The sequence below is a fragment of the Arthrobacter sp. Y3223151 genome, from assembly GCF_059091125.1.
In genome coordinates this window covers 103,026-121,785 of record NZ_JBNHGI010000011.1, presented here as the reverse complement: position 1 = coordinate 121,785, position 18,760 = coordinate 103,026, and the positions used below count along the sequence as shown (strand labels likewise).

Here is an 18,760-nt window from a genome sequence, read left to right as displayed (position 1 = left end):
GTCTTGCGCGGCCGCCGGGCTCGGGTGGTCGCCGGAGCGGCCTCGGCCGGCTGGCCGCCTGCGGGGGCCTGGCCTGCGGGCTGCTCCCCTGCCGGCTGCTCCGCGGCGTCCGGCGCGGTGGCGGCGGGGGAAGCGGCGGAGGCGTCGCCGTCGTTGGTGGGGGCGGTGGGCGCCACGGCGGGCAGTTCAACGTCCAACTGGTCCTGCGACGGTGCCGACACAGTGGGCTTGCGGCGGGGCCGCGGCGGTTTCTTGGCTGGTACCTCCGGCGCGTTGACCGGAGAGGAGGTAGCGGGAATTACCTGTTCATTGTCCATTTAAAGTTGTGCTCCAACCCTTGCGGCACCGGCCACATCCCGGTGCCCTTGGGGGCATGTAGCCGGGTATCCGGGTGCCTTGGGCTGCCCGACACCGAAAGTCGTCTTGGTATCACCCGAGCTCGCGCCATCACGTGGGGCGCGGCACACCCGGGGACCAGCGGCGCTTTTCCGTCTGCCGTAACCTTCTCTTCACCGGCAGGGCCGCCCGGCGGATTCCCAGCGCCCATCCGGATTGATGGGCTCCTTGTTCGGGAAGCATCGCCGACGGACCTGGAAGCCTGTCGCTGGACCAACAGCAGCATGTGGGGCTGCTATTAGCCACGATCATTCTCTCACACCGGGTGCGATTTGGTGAGTAATGGGCGTTCTCTCCGGCGTAGAATCGAGCCACATGCCCCCTAGCCCGAGGAACACGGTGCAGACCCACGCGCAGACCTCCACATCCCCGGCCGCTGCCGCGCCCGGCCAACTCCCGGACAGCGGGGTTCCCGGCGATGCCCGGGAAAAGCCCTTCGCGTGGCTGCTGCTGGCCACCGGCGTGGTCGGCTGGATCATGTCCGGCATCCTGGTCCTGGAGCGGCTGGCCACCTACGAAAATCCGGGCCATGTGACCAGCTGCGACATCAACCCGTGGGTCTCCTGCGGCAAGGTGTTCCTGCACTGGCAGGCCGGGCTCTTCGGCTTCCCCAACCCGCTGATCGGGATCGTCGCCTTCGCGGTTCCCATCACGACGGCGGTCGCGATCCTTGCGGGGGCGCGGTTCCGCCGGTGGTACTGGATGGGACTGCAGGCCGGCGTCACGCTGGGCTTCGTCTTCGTCGTCTGGCTGTGGAGCCAGGCGCTCTACGACATCCATATCCTGTGCCTGTACTGCATGGGCGTGTGGGCCGCCGTGATCCCGATGATGGTGCACACCACGGCGCGGAACCTGGCGCACGGCGTGATCAAGGCGCCGGCGGCGGTGGTCCGTTTCGCCGGCAGCTGGGCCTGGACGCTGACCGCCCTGCTGTGGATCGTGACCGCCGGGACGATCTTCCTGGCCTTCATCGACGCCTTTTTGGGCTGACCGGGACAGCCTGGACTCGCCGCGATTGCCCTCCCGGGTTGAATCCGGATAAACCAGAGGCCGCGTCCCCGTCGGGGACGCGGCCTCTGCTGCTTTAGGGGTCTAGGAGAACCAGATCCCGATCTCGCGAGCGGCGGACTCGGGCGAGTCGGAACCGTGCACGAGGTTTTGCTGCACCTTCACGCCCCAGTCCCGGCCGAAGTCGCCGCGGATCGTCCCGGGGGCGGCGGTGGTGGGGTCGGTGGTGCCGGCCAGCGACCGGAAGCCCTCGATCACCCGGTGCCCCTCGAACACGGCGGCGGCGACCGGGCCGGAGAGCATGAACTCGACCAGCGGCTCGTAGAACGGCTTGCCGACATGCTCTTCGTAATGCTGTTCCAGCAGTTCGCGGGTGGCGTTGACCAGCTTCAGCTCGACCAGGGTGTAGCCCTTGGCCTCGATGCGGGCCAGGATGCTGCCGGTGAGACCGCGGGATACGCCGTCGGGCTTGACCAGTACCAGTGTGCGTTCAACGCTCACAATTTCTCCTCATTTGCTTCACGATTAGCTCCGAAACCCCGTTCAATCCTAACGGGACGCGCGGGCAGCGCAGGTCAGCGCCCGGCGTCGTCCGCGGTGCCGGCCGCCGGGCCGTCGGCCGTGCCGTCAGCGGCGCCGGCCTCCGAGCCATGCCGGCGTTCCCATTCCGCCTGTTCCGCGTCGCGCTGCGCGTTCTCGCGGTCCAACCGGCCGCCCGTGCGCACGGCGTACAACCAGGACAGCGCGAACAGCACGCCGACGACGAACATCACCGGTTCGACGATGCCGGTGGCGATCAGGAGCACCTGCATCGCCCAGCCGATGGCGTAGCCGGACGGGCGGCGCAGCAGGGCACAGCAGAGCACGAGCAGGACGCTCAGGCCGATCCCGAGTCCGAGGATCAGCGCCGGCGGCACGTCGTCCCGGTAGAGCCCGAACACCACCAGCGTGGCGAAGAAGGCGACGAAGGCTTCCAGCAGCAGCACGGTGGAGGCGAACATCGTCTTGATCGAGCGCCGTTTCTTCGGCATGTCCGGACGCCACTCGCGCTGGGCTTTGGTCAGTTTGGCCATGGATCTTGTTACTTTCCTAGCAGGATGCGGGCGTCGGCGACCAGGGTGATGGACCCGGTGATCAGCACGCCGCCGGCGAGGTCGTTGTCGGCTTCGGCCCGCCCGACGGCCCACTCGATGGCGTCGTCGAGCCGGGGCGCGATGTGCACGGCGTCCTCGGGGAAACCGGCCGCCATGGCATCCTCGGCCAGCTGCTCGGCGGGAATCGCCCGCGGCGAGTTGGACTCGGTGACGCAGATTTCGTTGGTGAGGTCGCTGAGCTGCTCGCGCAGTTGGGACAGCAGGCCGACGGCGTCCTTTTCCTGCAGCACGCCGACCACCGGGATGAGCTTGGTGAAGTTGAACGCCTCCAAGATGGCCTGCGCGCTGGCCTTCATCCCGTCAGGGTTGTGGGCGGCATCCACGATGATCGTCGGCGCGGTGCGCACTACTTCCAGCCGGCCGGGCGAGGTCACCTCAAGGAACGCCTCGCGCAGGACTTCCACGTTGAGTTCCTTTTCGCCGCCGCCAAGGAACGCTTCCAGCGCGGCCACGGCGACCGCCGCGTTCTGGGCCTGGTGCGCGCCGTGCAGGGGCAGCAGCAGGTCCTGGTAGCGGCCTGCCAGCCCGTTGATGGTCAACTGCTGGCCGCCCACGGCGACCTTGCGGGACTCGACGCCGAACTCGACGCCTTCGAAGCGGAAGGGCACCTGAAGGTCCCGCGCCTGTTCCAGCAGCACCTGGGCTGCGTCCAGCGGCTGGGCGGCACTGACCAGGTAGCCGCCGCGCTTGATGATGCCGGCCTTTTCCCGCGCAATGTCCTCGGTGGTGTCGCCGAGCAGGTCGGTGTGGTCCAGCGAGATCGGGGTGATCACCGAGACCTGGCCATCCACCACGTTCGTGGCGTCGGTGATTCCGCCCAGGCCAACCTCGATCACCGCCACCTCCACCGGCTCGTCGGCGAAGATGGCGATGGCCAGGATGGTCACGCACTCGAAGTAGGTCAGCCGGGGCGCGCCCTCGGCGTTCAGTTCTTGGTCGACGATCTCCAGGTACGGCCGGATCTCGTCCCAGACCCGCACGAACGTCTCGTCCGCGACCGGCTCTCCGTCGATGCTGATCCGTTCGGTGACCTTGGACAGGTGCGGGCTGGTGTACCGGCCGGTCCGCAGACCGTGCGCCCGCAGCCCGGCCTCGATGATCCGGGCCGTGGACGTCTTGCCGTTCGTGCCGGTCAGGTGGATGCTGGCGAAGGCCTTGTTCGGTTCGCCCAGGATGTCCATCGCACGGAACAGCGGTTCCATGCGCGGTTCCATCTTGTTTTCCGGGGCGCGGCCCAGCAGTTCCGCGTAGACGCTCTCGACGCCGAATTCATCACTCATGGTTTGGTGCCCCTTCAGGATCCGGCTTTTTCCACGGACACGGCGTCGCCGTCCCCGGCCACCAGGACGAGGTCCACGGTGAGGGTTTCCTGCGAGACCAGCCCCTGGTGCAGGGTCAGCGCGTCCAGGACGGACTGGTCCGCCGTCACCGTGGTGCGGATGCGGTCGCTGACCACCAGCCCGGCATCCTTGCGTGCCTGCTGGATGCTGCGCACGTAGTCGCGGGCCACGCCCTCGGCCTCCAGTTCGGCGGTCACGGCGGTGTCCAGCACCAGGAACCCGCCGCCGGGCAGCATGGTGACCGCCGCGCCGGCCGCGGCATCCCCGGACACGACGGTTTCCAGGGAGTACTCCGACGGCTCGAGCAGCAGTCCCCCGGCGGTGACGGCACCGGCGTCGTCCACCGACCAGTCACCGGACTTGGCGGCCTTGATGGCCTGCTGCACGTTCTTGCCCAGCCGCGGGCCGGCCGCGCGGGCGTTGACCACCAGCTTCTGCGAGATGCCGAACTCTTCCGGGGCGGCATCGGCGGCGTCGATCAGCCGGACCGACTTGATGTTCAGTTCGTCCTGGATCATCAGGGCGTACTGGCCGGAGAGCCGCTCGGCACCCGGCACCACCACGGTCAGCGAGGCCAGCGGCAGCCGGACGCGCAGGTTCGCTGCCTTGCGCAGGCTCGAGCCGGAGGAGCAGATCTGCCGGGTGGTGTCCATCAGCTCCACGAGTTCGGCCAGCTGCGGGAACTCGCCGGCGTCGGGCAGGTCGGTCAGGTGCACCGAACGCCCGCCGGTCAGCCCGCGCCAGATCTCCTCGGTGACCAGCGGCAGCAGCGGGGCGGCCACGCGGCAGACTGCCTCCAGCGCGGTGTAGAGCACGTCGAACGCGTCGCGGTCCTCGTCGAAGAACCGCTGGCGGGAACGGCGGACATACCAGTTGGTCAGGGTGTCCAGGTACTCGCGCAGCGCGTCGCAGGCGCCGGAGACGTCATAGGCATCGAGCGCGGCCGTCATGTCGCGGACCAGGTCCCCGGTGTTGGCCAGGATGAACTGGTCCAGGGACTCCATGCCCTTGATCCGGTCGGTGTCGCCGAGGACGGAGACGGCCTCATGGCCCGCCCCGTTGTTCGCGGAGTTGGTGTAGAGCTTGAAGAAGTGCCACACGTTCCACAGCGGCAGCATCACCTGGCGGACGCCGTCGCGGATGCCCTGCTCGGTGACGATCAGGTTGCCGCCGCGCAGGATCGGGGAGGCCATCAGGAACCAGCGCATGGCGTCGGAGCCGTCGCGGTCCAGGACCTCGGACACGTCCGGGTAATTGCGCAGGCTCTTGGACATCTTCTGCCCGTCGGAGCCCAGCACGATGCCGTGGCTGATCACGTTGCGGAACGCCGGGCGGTCGAACAGCGCGGTCGCGAGCACGTGCATGGTGTAGAACCAGCCACGGGTCTGGCCGATGTACTCCACGATGAAGTCGGCCGGGTTGTGGCTGTCGAACCAGTCCTTGTTCTCCATCGGGTAGTGCACCTGGGCGTAGGGCATCGAACCGGAGTCGAACCAGACGTCCAGCACGTCCTCCACGCGGCGCATCATGGATTGGCCGGTCGGGTCGTCCGGGTTGGGCCGGACCAGCTCATCGATGTACGGGCGGTGCAGGTCGACCTCGCCGTCGTGGTTGCGCGGCAGGGTGCCGAACGCGTCCTCCAGCTCGGCCAGCGAGCCGTATACCTCGCGGCGCGGGTAGTCCGGGTTGTCCGATTCCCACACGGGGATGGGCGAACCCCAGAAGCGGTTGCGGCTGATGGACCAGTCGCGGGCGTTCTCCAGCCACTTGCCGAACTGGCCGTCCTTGACGTTTTCCGGGATCCAGTTGATCTGCTGGTTCAGCTCGACCATCCGGTCCTTGAACTTGGTGACCTCCACGTACCAGGAGGAGATGGCGCGGTAGATCAGCGGCGTGCGGCAGCGCCAGCAATGCGGGTAGCTGTGCTCGTAGCTGGCCTGGCGGACCAGCCGGCCGTCGGCCTTCAGCACCCGGGTGATCGGCTTGTTCGCCTCGAACACCTGCACGCCGGCGATGTCGGCCAGCGGGCCCTCGACGAAGTTGGGCAGGAACTTGGCGCCCTCGTCCACGGAGACGATCACGGGGATGCCGTTGTCTTCGCAGACCTTCTGGTCGTCTTCGCCGAACGCCGGAGCCTGGTGGACCAGGCCCGTGCCGTCGGTGGTAGTCACGTAGTCGGCCACGACGATCTGCCACGCGTTGCCGGTGCCCCACTTCGCGGCGTCCGTGTAGTAGTCCCAGAGCGGCTCGTAGCGCAGGCCAGCCAGCTGGGCGCCGGCGTAGCTGGCGGTGACCGCTTCGGTGGCGGCAGCGGCGTCGTCGTACCCCAGGTCCTTGGCGTAGGAGCCGAGCAGGTCCTCGGCCACCAGGAACTTCTCCCCCGAGGCCTGCGTCCCGTTGGGGCCGGCCGGCAGCACCGCGTAGCTGATCTCCGGCCCGACGGCGAGGGCCGCGTTGGTGGGCAGCGTCCACGGCGTGGTGGTCCAGGCGAGTGCGTTGACGCCGGCCAACTCCGCGGCCAGCGGGTTCTCCGAGCCGTCCGCCCGGATCGGGAAGGTGACCGTGACCGTCTGGTCCTGGCGCATCTTGTAGACGTCGTCGTCCATCCGCAGCTCGTGGTTGGACAGCGGCGTTTCGTCCCGCCAGCAGTACGGCAGCACGCGGAAGCCCTGGTAGGTCAGACCCTTTTCGTGCAGCTGCTTGAAGGCCCAGAGGACCGACTCCATGTACTCGACGTTGAGCGTCTTGTAGTCGTTCTCGAAATCCACCCAGCGGGCCTGGCGGGTGACGTAGTTCTGCCATTCGTCGGCGTACTTCATCACGGAGGTGCGGCAGGCGTCGTTGAACTTGTCGATGCCCATGGACAGGATCTGCTGCTTGTCCGTCATGCCCAGCTGCTTCATGGCTTCCAGCTCGGCCGGCAGCCCGTGCGTGTCCCAACCGAAGCGGCGCTCCACCTTGTGGCCGCGCTGGGTCTGGTAGCGGGCCACCAGGTCCTTCACGTAACCGGTGAGGAGGTGGCCGTAGTGCGGCAGGCCGTTGGCGAAGGGCGGGCCGTCGTAGAAGACGAACTCGTTGCTGCCGTCGCTGCCGGCATCGCGGGCATCGACGGAGGCCTGGAACGTTCCGTCCTGCTGCCAGTATTTGAGCACCAGCTCCTCGATTTCGGGGAACTTAGGCGAGCTCTCGGCAGCGGCAGCGCCGGCGGTGGAAGCCTTGGGATAGATCTGTGGCATGTTCGTCATCCTGAAAAGACAGCTCGGCAAGTGTGGGTACTTCTGCGAGGACGTGCCCTGCTCCGGTGCCTCCGGTGCGGCTGGAAAGCCTCACCGTGCTGCCGGGGCGGAACCCGCGGTACCACCTCACTTGCTGGCCTGATGCGCCGGAACCGGTGCAAAGGGACAGCCACTCATTCGCTGCTGTGACGGGCATACCCGTCCGGTTCTACTGGGCCCGGGATGTTGGCCTGGGCTGTTCTTCCGGAAGCTCACCGGTGATGGCCGGGTCAGCGCTGATGACTCAAGTTTACGGCCACGGCGGCGCGGCTGTCGAAACGCGGGCGAAAAGCCGGCTTTGTTGGCGGACGTTGTGTAGGTCCCTTGGTTGGCCGACGCGCCTTTGCGCCCCTATGCGGCGCGGTCGTGAAGCGACGTCAAGTTTCGGATCAGCGCCAACTTCAGGCCTGTAAGTCCGGCCCGGGCGGGTGCTGCTGTGACGCCCTCAGAAGGGTGGTGGCGGGGAGTCGTCCGGGGGACCCAGTTCTTTCCGGTTCTCCGGGCTGTTCTCTCCCCCGGCTTCCATCGCGTCCGCGCCAGCGGCTTCATGTCCCTCCGCGCTAGCGGCGTCATGTCCGTCCGCGGCGGCGGCTGCATGTCCGTCCGCTACGGTGTCACCGCATCCGGATGCGGTCGGGAAGGTCAGTGACCAATCTTCGTCGGGGGTGGTGGTGTGGGTGTGGCCGGAGCGGGTGGTGAAGTGCAGGGTCCCGTCGCTGTCTTGGGTGACGGTTCCGCCGCCGTTGTGTTTGGTTTTGTGCCCGGGTTTGCACCTGGCGCTGAGATTTTCCAGGACTGTTTGGCCGCCGTCTTCCCAGGCGATCGTATGGTCGATCTCGCATTGGTCCGCAGGGACGGTGCAACCGAAGTCGCGGCAGTGGCGGTCGCGTAGCCGGACGAGGCGTTTGAGCCATTCGGGCGGGTGGCGCAAGTCTTTGGCGACGGCGGCTGCCTTGCCGTAGTCATCGGTGAGCACGATCAGCCAGGACTTGGCCAGCGCGGCAAGGTCGCGGGTCATGTCCGGCGGGATGGGCCCGTAGCCGGTGAGGTCGCCGGGTTCTTCGGACAGCCGCAGCAGGGTTGCAAGGGGCGCGGTCACGGCGACGGACGCGGTAACGTTCCCGGCACCGCAGGTACCGGGCCCCTGACGTGCCGTCGCGGCAGTTGCGTCAACGGATTTTTCCGCCATCGCCGTCGAGGCGGCGGTGTCGCTTCCTTGTACTGCGGCGGCGGGCTGGTAGGCGTGGCCGGGGTAGCGCAGGAGCATGTCGGTGAACACGTCGGCACGGAGCTGGCCCAAGGTGCGGGATTCATCGACCGTTTGGAGTTTGCGGGCGTGGGCCTGCATCAGGTTGTAGGCGAGCAGCGCCTTGTCGGCGCTGGTACGGATGTAGAGTTCGGCCATCCCGTCGTCCTGGGGCTGGTAGTGGACGGTGCGGCGCTCCTTCGCGGCCCGGTGCCGGCTCTCGAGGGGTTCGGGGTGCAGCCGGTCGCGGGCGGTGCGGGCCCGGGCCTGGACGGATTCCAGGGTGATGGTCCCGGCGCCGGGAACAACCTTCGCCTCATAGTCGGCCAGGTCAGTCGGCGCCAAGCCCATGCCCTTCCGGGCGATCGCCACTGCCCGCGACAAATCAATCTCGCCGGCGTCCAAGGCACTGAGGGTGGCGGGCAGGTACCTGCCGACCTGCTGCGCGTCGGACAGTTCGGCAGCCGCCCGCTCGCGACGCACGGCAAGGATAGGTGCGAGTTCGGCGGCGGCGTGCCGGGAAATTCCGTCCGGTGCTCCGTTATCGGCGCCGGTGGCCGGGCGCAGCGCCGCCATGCGGTGCACTGCCCGCAGCCGCCGCGACTGGGTCCAGGCCTCATGCTTGCGGACCGCTTTGAGGTACTCCAAGGTGGACCAGTCATCCAAGGTTCCCGGGTCCGTCCCGGCGAGCAGACCGGCCAGTTCCGCCGGACCCAGCTCCTGCCATTCCTCCGCCCACAACTCACGGGCAGGCAGTGATACCGCAGGTTCCGGCCCTATCCCACCCTCAGACACGGCCTCATCAGCATCAAGCTCCGCTCCCGCCGATTCTGCTGGGCCGGCGGTACCGGGTGCTGAAGGGCCGGCGGGAGCGGGCACGGCAGGGCTGGCGGCGCCGCCGTCGGGCAAGGCAGGGGTGCCGGCACCGCCCTCGGGCAGGGCAGGTGTGCCGGATTGTTCCTCCGGCTCCTGTGCCTCGTCCAACACATCCGCTGCCATACTTCAAAGCTACGGACCGAGCGTCCGGGGTAGAACAAAGCTTCGACGTAAGTGCAAAACTCCCCGCCACCGCTCGCCTGTGGAGGGAGAGTCGGCATGTTTCGAGGACAAGGGGCGCTTCTGGAGGATGCGGGCTCCTTTGGAGCACGAGCGAGAATCTTGCGTGCCTATCTCAAGCGTCCACGCTCCAGAGGGGAATCCCGGTCTTTCGCGGTTGCTACTTCCGGATCAATTTGTGTGCGGCGGCCTGGGCCACTGGGCGCATGACGATCTGGTCGAGGTTGACGTGATGCGGCAGGTTGAGTGAGTACGCCACGACGCCGGCTACGTCCTCGGCCAGCAGCGGTTTCTCCACACCGGCGTAGACGTTTTCGGCCGCTTGCCGGTCACCGCCGAGCCGGTTCAACGAGAATTCCTCTGTCTGCACCAGGCCGGGCAGGATGTCGATCACGCGCACGTTGTGTTCCGCTTCTTCCAGGCGCAGGGTATTCGCCATCGAGTGCTGCGCGAACTTGGCTGCTACGTAACCTCCGCCGCCTTCGTAGGCCACCAGTCCGGCCGTTGACGTCAGCAGCACTACCGATCCTTCGCCGTTATCGCGCAAAGTCGGAAGAAAAGCCTGGATCGTGCGCAGGGAGCCGAGGACGTTGACCTCGTACATCTTCTGCCAATCGGCCGGCTTTCCCTCCCCGATGGTGTCCACGCCGAAGGCTCCCCCGGCGATGTTGACCAGCGCGTCAATCCCGCCGTCGGACAAGACCGCAGCTGCGAGCCGGTCCACTGAAGCTTGGTCGGTGACGTCCGCGGGTATGGCGACGGCGCCGGTCTCCCGGGCGAGGGCGGACAGCCGCTCGGCGCGGCGGGCAACTGCCACCACGTCCCAGCCGCTTCCCCGCAGCGCCCGAACGGTAGCTGCCCCGATACCCGAACTTGCTCCGGTGACTATTGCGCGTCTGGTCATGAATCACAGCGTAGCGGCCGACCAAGAAAGTGGTTCGGAGGTGACATTCAAACGCTTGACGACGGGCGACTTCACCGCGCGATGGTAAGCGGTTTCAGGGGGAGCGCGCAGGCCGCCCTTTCCAGTTGGTCGCCGGCAACCGTGGCGACCCTGTTGTTCCGACCGGTGTCATCGCACCAGTCGATGTTGCGGGGCATGGCCGTCACAGCCGCCTCGCCGGCGGCCGCTTGTTCCGGGATTTCGAACGCGTACCTGAAGCCGCCGCCGTCGTTCATAGGGGCGGTGGCGTTGATGATTTCCGCTCCCGCCGCGTCCACCACTATCACCTCGATCTGCGCATTGCTGCCGTAGCGGGGATTGCAGTCGGCGTCCGCAGCTGCCACGGTGACCTTCTGTCCCGGCCGGGCTTCCGTCGGACTGACTGAATATTCCGGCGGGAGACACGGTGGTGCCGCCCCAAGCCCCGTGGAGGCACCGCACCCCGACACCGAAACGGCCAGCCCCGCAGCAGCCGACAGCGCAAAGGCGGCGAGGCCCCCGGCACGGTGCCTCCTGACCGGAGGCGCCCCGCCGTCGCCCCCGCCTTGGCCCCGTAAGCCCCGGCTGTTCCTTGAGCCCCGGGTGTTCCGCGCAACGTCAGCCGGATGCCACACCGAGGTGCTCCAAAATCATCCCGCGCAGCACCACTGCCTGGTTGTGTTCCTTGTCCTTGGCCCCGTACAGCAGACAGAGCTTCGGCTGCTCGCGCGCGAGCTCCACCAGCCGCTCCAGCGCCTCCGAACCGTCCAGTTCCTGCCGGTACGCCACGGCAAAGGCGTCGAATTTCTCCGGCCGGTGGCTGAACTCCTTGCGCAATTCGGCCGAGGTTCCCGCCTCCTTCAGCCAGAGGTCCACCCCGGCGCCGTCCTTCTTGATGCCCCGCGGCCAGATCCGGTCCACCAGCACCCGGTAGCCGTCGCCGTCGTCTGCGGGTTCGTAGACGCGCTTGATGTGAACGTTCGCCATGGGCGCATCCTACGCATGACCCGCTGCGGCGGGTAGGTCTGGGCGCCGTCCCCGCCTTCGCGGCGAGCCGGGGCAACCAGGTGCTGCGCAGCCGTCGTCCAGAATCTTCATTCCGTGCCCGGCATGAAAGAATGGCCAGCATGGCTGAACATACCCCGGGCACAGACACGCCCGTCACCGTTAACGTTCCCGACAAGCCCGCCCTCGAAGGCCTTGAGGATGCCTTGACCCGGCGCTGGCGCGAGGAGGGGACCTACAAGTTCAATCCCGAGACCACCCGGGAGCAGGTCTACTCGATCGACACTCCCCCGCCGACGGCTTCGGGCTCGCTGCACGTGGGACACATGTTCTCCTACACCCAGACCGACGTGCTGGCCCGCTACCAGCGGATGCGCGGCAAGAACGTGTTCTACCCGATGGGCTGGGACGACAACGGCCTGCCTACCGAGCGCCGGGTGCAGAACTACTACGGCGTCCGCTGCGACCCGTCGGTGGCGTACGACCCGGATTACCAGCCGCCGGCCACGCCGGCGAAGAACCAGCGCGATTTCGACGTCGTCTCGCGCCGGACCTTCATCGAGCTCTGCGAGACCCTGGCTGTGGAGGACGAGAAGGTCTTCGAGAACCTCTTCAGCACCCTGGGCCTGTCCGTGGACTGGGACCTGACCTACCGGACCATCGACGACGTGTCCCGCTCCGTTTCCCAGCGCGCCTTCCTGGCCAACCTGAACTCCGGCGACGCCTACATGGCCGAAGCCCCCACGCTCTGGGATGTCACGTTCCGCACCGCCGTGGCGCAGGCCGAACTCGAGGACCGGGAGATGCCCGGCGCCTACTACCGCTACGCCTTCGAAACCGCCGACGGCGAAAAGGTCCACATCGAGACCACCCGCCCCGAGCTGCTGCCCGCCTGCGTGGCACTGGTGGCCAACCCCGACGACGAGCGCTACCAGAAGCTGTTCGGCACCACCGTGAAGTCCCCGCTGTTCGGCGTGGAGGTGGAGGTCAAGGCGCACCCGCTGGCCAAGCCCGACAAGGGCGCCGGCATCGCCATGGTCTGTACCTTCGGCGACCTGACCGACGTGACGTGGTGGCGGGAGCTGCAGCTGCCCACCCGCTCCATCGTGGGCCGCGACGGCCGCATCATGGCCGACACCCCGGAGTGGATCACCACCGAGGAGGGCAAGGCGAACTACGCCGAGCTGGCCGGCAAGACCGTTTTCTCCGCCAAGGAGAAGATCGTGGAGCTGCTGTCCGAGGCCGGCGAACTGGACGGCGAGCCCCAGAAGATGACCCACCCGGTCAACTTCTACGAAAAGGGCGACAAGCCGCTGGAGGTCGTCACCTCGCGGCAGTGGTACATCCGCAACGGCGGCCGGGACGCGGACCGGCGGGAACGGCTGATCAGCCGGGGCCGGGAGATCGAGTTCCATCCGGCGTTCATGCGCTCGCGCTACGAGAACTGGATCGAAGGCCTCAACGGCGACTGGCTCATTTCCCGCCAGCGCTTCTTCGGCGTGCCGATTCCGGTCTGGTACCCGCTGGACGCCTCCGGCAACCCCGACTACGACAACCCGGTGGTGCCCTCCGACGAGATGCTGCCGGTGGACCCGGCCGCTGATCCCGCTCCGGGCTACGAGGAGTCGCAGCGCAACCAGCCCGGCGGCTTCATCGGCGACGCCGACGTGCTCGACACCTGGGCCACGTCCTCGCTGTCGCCGCAGATCGTGGGCAAGTGGAGCCGGGACGAGTCGTTCTTCAACAACGTCTTCCCGTTCGACCTGCGCCCGCAGGGCCACGACATCATCCGCACCTGGCTGTTCTCCACCGTGGTGCGCGGCGACTCGCTGAACAGCTGCGCGCCGTGGAAGCATGCGGCGCTCTCCGGGTGGATCCTGGACCCGGACCGCAAGAAGATGTCCAAGTCCAAGGGCAACGTGGTGGTCCCCACCGACGTGCTGGACCAGTTCGGCGCGGACGCGGTGCGCTACTGGGCGGCTTCCGCGAAGCTGGGGGCGGACACCGCCTACGAGGTCGCGCAGATGAAGATCGGCCGCCGCCTGGCCATCAAGCTGCTGAACGCCTCCAAGTTCGTGCTGAACCTGGGCGCCACCGAGGCGTCGGTGCTTGCCGACGACGACTCCGTGGTCACCAACCCGTTGGACAAGTCGCTGCTGGGCCAGCTGGCCGAGGTTGTGGAGACCGCGACGGCCGCGTTCGAGAAGTACGACCATGCGCGCGCCCTGCAGGTCACCGAAAGCTTCTTCTGGTCGTTCACCGACGACTACGTCGAGCTGATCAAGGACCGCGCCTACGGTGCCGCCGGCGAGGCGGAGCAGGCCTCGGTCCTGGCCACGCTGGCCACCACGCTCGACGCCCTGCTGCGTCTCTTCGCACCGTTCCTGCCCTTCGCCACCGAAGAGGTCTGGAGCTGGTGGCGCGCCGGTTCGGTGCACCGCGCCGAATGGCCGACGACGGCGGGGCTCGCCTCGATTGCCTCCGCCGCCGACACGGGGCTGCTCGGGACGGTCGGACAGGCGCTGGGCGGCATCCGGAAGGCCAAGTCCGAGGCCAAGGTCAAGCAGCGCACCGAGGTCCTCACCGCGACCATCACCGGATCGGCCGCGCAGGTGGCCCAACTCGAGGCAGGGCTCGGCGACCTGAAGGCCGCCGGCAATGCGCGTGAGGTCCTGCTGAGCGAGGCGGAGGGCGAGCTGACGGTGGCGAAGGTCGAGCTGGCGGCCGCCGAGGCCCCGGCCGAGTAGCACAGGGCCCGTTAACGAGGGGAAGCCCCATCAGCGTTTCGCCGTTGGTGGGGCTTCGACTCTTGTGATCCAAAGGTGACGCTTTGGGTCTCGCGAACTCCGCCGATCTTCAGGTCTTCCGAGCCTCGTCACAGGCTGGCAGTTTGTGGAACTGGTCCACTACTTGTCACTGAATCTTTGGTGTTCGGTCCCGCATCTTTTGGAGGATGCGTATAGATATTTATACTCCTGCGCAAGCCGACACGCCATAGTTTCGCTAAATTATTTTCCGAAACCACAGCGTTCCGGCCGCCGGCCTCAGGGTCCAGCGGAGGACGCCGGTCAGGCGTGCGCCAGGACCCGCACCGGCTAGTCGAACTCGGGACTGGTGGTCCGGGAGCGCTTGATCTCGTAGAAGTACGGGAACTCGGCCAGCGCCACGGCGCCGTCGAAGATCTTTCCGGCGGTTTCGCCGCGCGGGATGCGGGTCAGCACCGGGCCGAAGAAGGCGCTGCCGTTAAAGGCCACGACGGGCGTACCGACTTCGTCGCCCACCTTGGAGATGCCTTCTTCATGGCTGGCGCGCAACTGCTCGTCGTATTCGTCGGAGGTGGCGAAACGGGCCAGGTCGGCGGGCAGGCCAACCTCTTCCAGCGCGGCGGCAGTCACGGACTCATAGTCCTTGTTGCCCTCGTTGTGGATGCGGGTGCCCATGGCGTCGTAGAGCTTCCCCACGTAGACCTCGCCGTGCAGTTCACGGGCGGCGATGATCACGCGGACCGGGCCCCACGCCTTCGTCAAGAACTCCTTGTACTCCTCCGGCAGCTCGTCGCGGCCGTCGTTGAGCACGGCCAGGCTCATCACGTGCCAGTCGACCTTGACGTCGCGGACCTTCTCCACCTCCAGCATCCAGCGGGACGTGATCCAGGCGAACGGACAGGCCGGATCGAACCAGAAGTCAACGGTGGACGGCGCAGCGCTTTCAGACATACGGCAAGAGCTCCTTCTTGAGGACTGGTGATACGTACTGTTGTGGGTAACTGCCCCTCCGGCGATTTTGTTCCGCGGACCCGGCACGTCACCCCGCGACGGCGCCCGGCTACCGGCGGTCAGGCGGAATCGCGGCGGCGGATGGCTTCGACGTCGTGCGGGATCAGGGTGGGGTCAGCCCCAGTCAGGACCGTCTCCGCGGTAATCACGGCGGTGGCGATGTCGTCGCGGCCGGGCAGGTCGAACATGATCGGCTGCAGCGTTTCTTCCATGATCGCCCGGAGGCCCCGCGCGCCGGTGCCGCGTTCCAGCGCCAGCTCAGCCACCGCTTCCAGGGCGTCCTGCTCGAAGGAAAGCTCCACGCCATCCAGCTGGAACATCTTCTGGTACTGGCGGATCAGCGCGTTCTTCGGCTCGGTGAGGATCCGGATCAGCGCAGGCTTGTCGAGCTCGGCCACGGTGGTGATCACCGGCAGGCGGCCGATGAACTCCGGGATCAGCCCGAACTTAAGCAGGTCTTCGGGCATGACTTCGCCGTAGTTGTCCTGCTGGGCGACGGCGTCCTTGAGCGGGGCGCCGAAGCCGATGCCCTTGCGTCCGGCCCGCGAGCCGATGATTTCTTCCAGGCCGGCGAAGGCTCCGGCGACGATGAAGAGGATGTTGGTGGTGTCGATCTGGAGGAACTCCTGCTGCGGGTTCTTCCGCCCGCCCTGCGGGGGCACCGAAGCCACGGTTCCTTCCAGGATCTTCAGCAGGGCCTGCTGCACGCCTTCGCCGGAGACGTCGCGGGTGATCGAGGGGCCCTCGCTCTTGCGGGTCACCTTGTCGATCTCGTCGATGTAGATGATGCCCTGCTCGGCCTTTTTGATGTCGTTGCCGGCGGCCTGGATCAGCTTGAGCAGGATGTTCTCCACGTCCTCGCCCACATATCCGGCTTCGGTCAGCGACGTGGCGTCCGCCACCGCGAACGGCACGTTCAGCTGGCGGGCCAGCGTCTGCGCCAGGTAGGTCTTGCCGCAGCCGGTGGGGCCGATCAGCAGGACATTTGACTTGGCGATTTCCACATCATGGAGCCCGCCGGCGGCAGCCAGGCCGGCGCTGCCCGGGGCGGCGTGGCCGGAGCGGATGCGCTTGTAGTGGTTGTACACGGCCACGGCCAGGGCTCGCTTGGCCGGTTTCTGGCCGATCACGTACTCCTGCAGGAAGCCATAGATTTCCCGGGGCTTGGGCAGCTCCAGCAGTTCGGAGGCGGCACCGGCGCCGAACTCCTCCTCCAGCAGTTCGTTGCACAGCCCGACGCATTCGTCGCAAATGTATACGCCGCCGCCGGCGATGAGCTTCTTCACCTGCTTTTGGCTCTTGCCGCAAAACGAGCACGTAAGCAGCTCTGCGCTTCCGCCGGTCCGGGCCATAGTGTGTCCCCTTGTCTGGTCCTCGATCGATCGTCCGGTGGTCCGGAGCAGTGCAGTGTCAGGCCGACTTGTTCCGGCGCTTGGCGACCACGTCGTGGGAGATCAGCGTCGGTTCCGCCTTGTTCAGCACCACGTCCGCGCTGATCACGACGGAGGCGATGTCCTCGCGGCTGGGCAGGTCGAACATGACCGGCTGCAATGTCTCTTCGATGATCGCGCGCAGCCCGCGGGCGCCGGTGCCCCGCTCCAGCGCAAGGTCCGCCACGGCCTCCAGCGCCTCCTGCTCGAAGCTCAGTTCCACCCCGTCCAGTTGGAACATCTTCTGGTACTGGCGCAGCAGGGCGTTCTTCGGTTCGGTCAGGATCTTGATCAGGGCCGGGCGGTCCAGGTTGGACACCGTGGTGATCACCGGCAGGCGGCCGATGAACTCCGGGATCAGGCCGAACTTCAGCAGGTCTTCGGGCATGACCTCGCCGTAGCTGTCCTTCTCCCCCGCCGCGTCCTTGAGCGGGGCGCCGAAGCCGATGCCCTTGCGGCCGGCCCGCGAGCCGATGATCTCCTCCAGCCCGGCGAAGGCGCCGGCGACGATGAACAGCACGTTGGTGGTGTCGATCTGGATGAATTCCTGGTGCGGATGCTTCCGGCCGCCCTGCGGCGGTACGGAGGCGACCGTGCCCTCGAGGATCTTCAGCAGCGCCTGCTGGACGCCTTCCCCGGAGACGTCGCGGGTGATGGACGGGTTCTCGCTCTTGCGCGAAATCTTGTCGATCTCGTCGATGTAGATGATGCCCTGCTCGGCCTTTTTCACGTCGTAATCGGCGGCCTGGATGAGCTTGAGCAGGATGTTCTCCACGTCTTCGCCCACGTAGCCGGCTTCGGTCAGCGCCGTGGCGTCCGCGACGGCGAACGGCACGTTCAGCCGCCGGGCCAGCGTCTGCGCCAGGTAGGTCTTGCCGCAGCCGGTGGGCCCGATCAGCAGGATGTTGGACTTGGAAACTTCCACGTCCTCCAGCGGGCTGGCATCGGAGAGGTTGGCGGTCCCCTTGGGCGCATGCCCGGACTGGATCCGCTTGTAGTGGTTGTAAACCGCCACCGCCAGCGCCCGCTTGGCGGGCTCCTGGCCGATCACGTACTCCTGCAGGAAGTCGAAGATCTCCCGCGGCTTGGGCAGTTCGAAGCTGCCCAGGTCCGACACCTCGGCCAGCTCCTCTTCGATGATCTCGTTGCAGAGCTCGATGCATTCGTCGCAGATGTACACGCCGGGGCCGGCGATCAGCTTGCGGACCTGTTTCTGGCTCTTGCCGCAGAAAGAGCACTTGAGCAGGTCAGCGCTCTCACCTATGCGAGCCATATCCGTCCCCTTACTTGGTCTACGTCGGCAACTTGCCGCGGCAGCTGCACCGCCCGATTATTGCCGGGCAGGCGCTGCGCCGCCGAGGCCAGCTGACAACAACTCTAATTCACTGCGCCGACAGTTTCAGTAACAACACTGCCCGCGGTGCGATATGACGCGCCACGGGCAGTGCAGGCATTGAGACTATTTTACGGTATCTACTTGGTGATCGCTGGCTTGTGGATCTTGCGGGAGTCGAGCACCTGGTCGATCAGCCCGTATTCCAAGGCACCGGCGGCCGTGAGGATCTTGTCCCGCTCGATGTCCTTGTTGACCTGCGCGGCGTCCTTGCCCGAATGCATGGCCAGCGCGTCCTCCAGCCACTTGCGCATCCGCATGACCTCGTCGGCCTGGATCTGCAGGTCGGAGGCCTGTCCGTGTTCGCCGCCGCCCAGCGCCGGCTGGTGGATCAGCACGCGGGCGTTCGGCAGGGCCAGCCGCTTGCCCGGGGTACCCGCTGCCAGCAGCACGGCCGCGGCACTGGCCGCCTGGCCCAGGCAGACGGTCTGGATCTCCGGGCGGATGTACTGCATGGTGTCGTAGATCGCGGTCATCGCGGTGAACGACCCGCCCGGCGAGTTGATGTAGATGGTGATGTCGCGGTCCGGGTCCGTCGATTCGAGGACCAGCAGCTGGGCCATGACGTCGTCGGCAGAGGCGTCGTCGACCTGGACGCCCAGGAAGATGATCCGGTCCTCGAACAGCTTGGTGTAGGGGTCCTGGCGCTTGAAGCCGTAGGGCGTGCGCTCCTCGAACTGGGGCAGCACATAGCGGTTCTGCGGCATGTTGGCGGCGAAACCGCCGGCAGCGGCACCGAAGTTGTAGTCCATGAGATTC

General features: G+C 67.0%; 14 protein-coding genes and 1 pseudogene. 2 read left to right on the top strand and 13 right to left on the bottom strand.

The window, feature by feature from the left end; translation table 11 throughout:
• Window positions 1-317: pseudogene (locus AC5RUP_RS14345) on the bottom strand (hypothetical protein); the annotation flags it as partial.
• A 394-nt stretch (window positions 318-711) separates the two neighbouring features.
• On the opposite strand from AC5RUP_RS14345, the gene AC5RUP_RS14340 reads away from it, so the two are divergent.
• On the top strand, window positions 712-1,386 hold the full coding sequence (locus tag AC5RUP_RS14340; protein ID WP_494155108.1) for a vitamin K epoxide reductase family protein: 675 nt from the start codon (window positions 712-714) through the stop codon (window positions 1,384-1,386).
• Window positions 1,387-1,488: 102 nt separating this feature from the next.
• Here the strand turns inward: AC5RUP_RS14340 and ndk are convergent, their stop codons facing one another.
• The 8 genes from ndk to AC5RUP_RS14300 form a co-directional block, all read right to left on the bottom strand.
• Window positions 1,489-1,905 carry a nucleoside-diphosphate kinase gene (gene ndk / locus AC5RUP_RS14335; RefSeq protein WP_493977451.1) on the bottom strand — a complete coding sequence of 139 codons (417 nt, stop codon included), beginning with the start codon at window positions 1,903-1,905 and terminating at the stop codon, window positions 1,489-1,491.
• A 74-nt stretch (window positions 1,906-1,979) separates the two neighbouring features.
• Window positions 1,980-2,477 (bottom strand): DUF4233 domain-containing protein, encoded by a 498-nt coding sequence (locus AC5RUP_RS14330; protein WP_494158670.1) that lies wholly within the window; start codon window positions 2,475-2,477, stop codon window positions 1,980-1,982.
• 8 nt (window positions 2,478-2,485) lie between these two features.
• Complete coding sequence (locus tag AC5RUP_RS14325; RefSeq protein ID WP_494153507.1) at window positions 2,486-3,838, bottom strand: bifunctional folylpolyglutamate synthase/dihydrofolate synthase; 1,353 nt, start codon at window positions 3,836-3,838, stop codon at window positions 2,486-2,488.
• 14 nt (window positions 3,839-3,852) lie between these two features.
• Window positions 3,853-7,134: an isoleucine--tRNA ligase gene (gene ileS, locus AC5RUP_RS14320; RefSeq protein WP_494153508.1), complete on the bottom strand. Its 3,282-nt coding sequence runs from the start codon at window positions 7,132-7,134 to the stop codon at window positions 3,853-3,855.
• Window positions 7,135-7,618: 484 nt separating this feature from the next.
• Window positions 7,619-9,418: an HNH endonuclease gene (locus AC5RUP_RS14315; protein WP_494153509.1), complete on the bottom strand. Its 1,800-nt coding sequence runs from the start codon at window positions 9,416-9,418 to the stop codon at window positions 7,619-7,621.
• Window positions 9,419-9,635: 217 nt separating this feature from the next.
• Window positions 9,636-10,379 carry an SDR family oxidoreductase gene (locus AC5RUP_RS14310; protein ID WP_494153510.1) on the bottom strand — a complete coding sequence of 248 codons (744 nt, stop codon included), beginning with the start codon at window positions 10,377-10,379 and terminating at the stop codon, window positions 9,636-9,638.
• Between the two features lie 71 nt (window positions 10,380-10,450).
• Complete coding sequence (locus tag AC5RUP_RS14305; protein WP_494153511.1) at window positions 10,451-10,762, bottom strand: hypothetical protein; 312 nt, start codon at window positions 10,760-10,762, stop codon at window positions 10,451-10,453.
• A gap of 253 nt (window positions 10,763-11,015) precedes the next feature.
• Window positions 11,016-11,384, bottom strand: a complete 369-nt coding sequence (locus tag AC5RUP_RS14300; protein ID WP_493977445.1) for a DUF488 domain-containing protein — start codon at window positions 11,382-11,384, stop codon at window positions 11,016-11,018.
• Between the two features lie 140 nt (window positions 11,385-11,524).
• Here AC5RUP_RS14300 and valS point away from each other — a divergent pair, with 140 nt between their 5' ends.
• A complete protein-coding gene (valS, locus tag AC5RUP_RS14295) occupies window positions 11,525-14,149 on the top strand; it encodes a valine--tRNA ligase (protein WP_494153512.1) in 2,625 nt (874 codons plus the stop codon).
• A 348-nt stretch (window positions 14,150-14,497) separates the two neighbouring features.
• Here valS and AC5RUP_RS14290 read toward each other — a convergent pair whose 3' ends face one another.
• The 4 genes from AC5RUP_RS14290 to AC5RUP_RS14275 all read right to left on the bottom strand — a co-directional run bounded on the left by AC5RUP_RS14290 (window position 14,498) and on the right by AC5RUP_RS14275 (window position 18,753).
• Complete coding sequence (locus tag AC5RUP_RS14290; protein ID WP_494153513.1) at window positions 14,498-15,118, bottom strand: mycothiol-dependent nitroreductase Rv2466c family protein; 621 nt, start codon at window positions 15,116-15,118, stop codon at window positions 14,498-14,500.
• A 119-nt stretch (window positions 15,119-15,237) separates the two neighbouring features.
• On the bottom strand, window positions 15,238-16,530 hold the full coding sequence (clpX, locus tag AC5RUP_RS14285; protein ID WP_494153514.1) for an ATP-dependent Clp protease ATP-binding subunit ClpX: 1,293 nt from the start codon (window positions 16,528-16,530) through the stop codon (window positions 15,238-15,240).
• Window positions 16,531-16,588: 58 nt separating this feature from the next.
• The gene (gene clpX, locus AC5RUP_RS14280) at window positions 16,589-17,881 is read right to left on the bottom strand and encodes an ATP-dependent Clp protease ATP-binding subunit ClpX (RefSeq protein WP_494069170.1); all 1,293 of its coding nucleotides are present in this window, start codon (window positions 17,879-17,881) and stop codon (window positions 16,589-16,591) included.
• 200 nt (window positions 17,882-18,081) lie between these two features.
• Window positions 18,082-18,753 (bottom strand): ATP-dependent Clp protease proteolytic subunit, encoded by a 672-nt coding sequence (locus AC5RUP_RS14275; RefSeq protein ID WP_493977440.1) that lies wholly within the window; start codon window positions 18,751-18,753, stop codon window positions 18,082-18,084.
• Window positions 18,754-18,760: the final 7 nt, after the last annotated feature.